The 3,142-nt window shown below is 63.7% G+C and carries 3 protein-coding genes; 2 read left to right on the top strand and 1 reads right to left on the bottom strand.

Annotated features, from left to right (window positions below):
* Together A2I95_RS28825 and lpxB are read left to right on the top strand one after the other, a co-directional pair.
* Window positions 1-637 (top strand): LpxI family protein (locus A2I95_RS28825; RefSeq protein WP_291735411.1); only part of this gene is annotated, 637 nt, incomplete at its 5' end.
* Complete coding sequence (gene lpxB, locus A2I95_RS28830) at window positions 634-1,800, top strand: lipid-A-disaccharide synthase (RefSeq protein WP_027258791.1); 1,167 nt, start codon at window positions 634-636, stop codon at window positions 1,798-1,800. The genes A2I95_RS28825 and lpxB, both read left to right, overlap by 4 nt.
* Window positions 1,801-2,036: 236 nt before the next feature.
* Here lpxB and mnmA read toward each other — a convergent pair.
* On the bottom strand, window positions 2,037-3,142 hold a 1,106-nt coding region (gene mnmA, locus A2I95_RS28835), incomplete at its 5' end, for a tRNA 2-thiouridine(34) synthase MnmA (RefSeq protein WP_291735413.1).

The following is a 3,142-nucleotide window of genomic DNA, read 5'->3' on the forward strand; positions in this document are numbered from 1 at the left end:
GGAGCGCCTGAAAGCTGCCGAGGTCACCGAGATCTGCATGGCGGGCGCGGTGCGCCGCCCCAGTATCGACCCTTCGGCCATTGATGCCGCCACGATGCCGCTGGTTCCGGTGCTGCAGGCAGCGCTGGCTGCTGGCGATGACGGGGCTTTGCGGGCCATTATCGGCATTTTCGAACAGGCCGGGTTCACAGTGCGTGCCGCGCATGAAGTGGCACCGGACTTGTTGATGTCCGAAGGCGTGCCGACCAAGGTGCAGCCGGGCGAATTGGACAAGGCGGATGCTGCGCGGGGTGCCGAGATTGTTGCCGCCATGTGTGCAGCGGACATCGGCCAGTCCTGCGCCGTGCGCAAGCGGCAGGCAATCGCGGTTGAAAACATCTTTGGCACCGACTGGATGCTGGCCTCATTGCTGCAGCGTCCGGACGGGCAGGGCGGTTTGCTGTTCAAGGCACCAAAGCCGGCGCAGGACCGCCGTGCTGACCTTCCCACTATCGGCGCCGGGACAGTGGAGGCCGCCGCCAAGGCGGGGCTGTCTGGCATTGTGCTGGAAGCCGGCGGCGTGATCGTGCTGAACCAGGATGCGGTGATTGCGGCCTGCGACCGTCTGGGCCTGTTCCTGTGGTTGCGTGTGGGATGAGCCTTCGGGTTTTCATTCTGGCAGGGGAGCCTTCGGGCGACCGTCTGGGCGGGGCTTTGATGGCCGGGCTGAAGCAGCTGGAACCGGACGTCAGCTTTGACGGCATTGGCGGTGCGCTGATGGCGGAGCAGGGGCTGGCCTCACGGTTTCCGATGGATGAGCTGTCGGTTATGGGGCTGGCCGAGGTGCTGCCTAAGTACCGCCACCTGAAGCGCCGGATCCGGGAAACGGCGGATGCGGTTCTGGAAACCAGGCCGGATGTGGTGATTACCATCGACAGCCCGGACTTTTCCCTGCGGGTGGCCCGGCTGGTCAAAGACCGCAGCAATATCCGTACCGTGCACTACGTGGCGCCCTCGGTCTGGGCCTGGCGGCCAAAGCGGGCGGAGAAGATGGCGCAAGTCATCGACCATGTTCTAGCACTCTTGCCGTTTGAGCCGCCATATATGGAAGCCGCAGGGATGGACTGCGACTTTGTGGGGCATCCGGTGGTGGCGGAACCGCAAGCCACGGAAGCGGAGATAGCAGCCTTTCGCGCGGAGTTTGGCTTGGGACGCGCACCGTTTGTTCTGGCGCTGCCCGGCTCACGGCGCTCGGAAGTGTCGCGGCTGGCGCCGGACTTCGGGGCGGCCCTGAAACGGTTTTCAAAAACGCATCCGGACTATCAGGTGGTTGTCCCTGCCGCCGCATCGGTTGCAGGGCTGGTTGTGGAGGCTTTGCAAGGCTGGCCCGAGGGCACTGTCCTGATCGACCCGAACAAATTTAATCCTGCCACGGCCAAGGCCCACAAACGCGCCGCCTTTGCTGCGGCGGATCTGGCGCTGGCCGCCTCCGGCACGGTGTCGCTGGAACTGGCTGCCACGGCAACTCCGATGGTGATTGCCTACAAGTTCCAATGGCTGACCTGGCAGATAATGAAGCGTATGGCACTGATTGACACCGTGACGCTGGTCAACCTGGTGAGCGATACCCGCGTGGTGCCCGAATGCCTGGGGCCGGAGTGCACGCCGGAAAACATCGCAGCCCGGCTGGCCGCGGTGGCAGCAGATCCCGACGCGCAATTGGAGGCCATGGAGGTGACCATGCAATGTCTTGGCAAGGGCGGTGAAGAGCCCGGCCTGCGGGCGGCGCGGGCTGTCATGGACCGTCTCCCCCAGATGTAAGGCCAAGGCGCGCCGGAGACTGACGCCTCCGCCGCGCGGCTTTCGGTAGCGCGGGCGCTGCGCCTCCGCGCGGGGCGTGCCGCCCAAGCACAGCAAAACATTTGCGGACCGGCAGCATGATGCGGTGGATTTGATTCTGCGGAGAAGCGCCTGAGGGCAGGACCTGCCTCAGGCGCTGTTGGATTTTTTACAAGGATTGCCGGGGCAAGGAAGGCGCAATTGGCCGGCAGCGCGCCTCAGTAGCCGCGCCAGATCCAGCCGCCGCCAAAGATGCGGGAGCCTTCATTTGCATAAAACACGCAGGCCTGACCGGGAGAGACGCCTTCTTCCGGCGTCAGCAATTCCACCTCGGCGGTTGTGTCCGACAGCGGCCGGATGATCGCCTCCCGAGGCGGGCGGGTGGACCGGACCTTGACCTTCACGTGCCATTCCTTGCGAGAGGTGAAAGGGTCATCCCCAAGCCAGTTGATTTCGCGCACCGGGATGGTGCGGGTGGCCAGCAGCTCCTTGGGGCCGACAACTACTTGCTTCTTGTCTACGTCCAGCTTCACCACATACAGCGGCTCGGAAAGCCCGCCGATGCCCAAGCCGCGGCGCTGGCCGATGGTATAGTGCAGGACTCCGTCATGGCGGCCCAGCACCCGGCCGTCGGAATGCACGATGTCACCCGGTTCAGCGGCGCCGGGGCGCAGTTTTTCGATCACCCCAGCATAGTTTCCGTCCGGCACAAAACAAATGTCCTGACTATCCGGTTTGTCAGCCACGGCCAGCCCGTATTGCGCTGCCATCTCCCGCGTTGCGTCCTTGGAGGGCAGATGACCCAGTGGAAAGCGCAGATAATCCAGTTGTTCCGGCGTTGTGGAGAACAGAAAATAGCTCTGGTCGCGGTTTGCATCCTCAGCCGAGTGCAGCTCCGGCCCGTTCGCCCCCATCATGCGCTGGATGTAATGACCGGTGGCCATGCAGTCGGCCTCCAGATCCTTGGCAGTCTCCAGCAGGTCCTTGAACTTCACGCGCTCATTGCAGCGGATGCAGGGCACCGGGGTTGCACCGGCCAGATAACTGTCGGCGAACTCGTCAATCACCGCATCCTTAAAAATGTTCTCATAATCCAGGACGTAATGCGGGAAGCCGCGTTCCTCGGCCACCCGTCGTGCGTCGTGGATATCGATGCCGGCGCAGCAGGCGCCCTTCTTGGCCAGCGCAGCGCCGTGATCATAGAGCTGCAGCGTCACGCCGACCACGTCATAGCCCTGATCGGCCAAGTATGCAGCAACAACAGAGCTGTCGACGCCGCCCGACATAGCCACCACCACCCGGGTTTCCGAGGGCGGTTTGGCAA

Source organism: Leisingera sp. F5 (assembly GCF_001593695.1).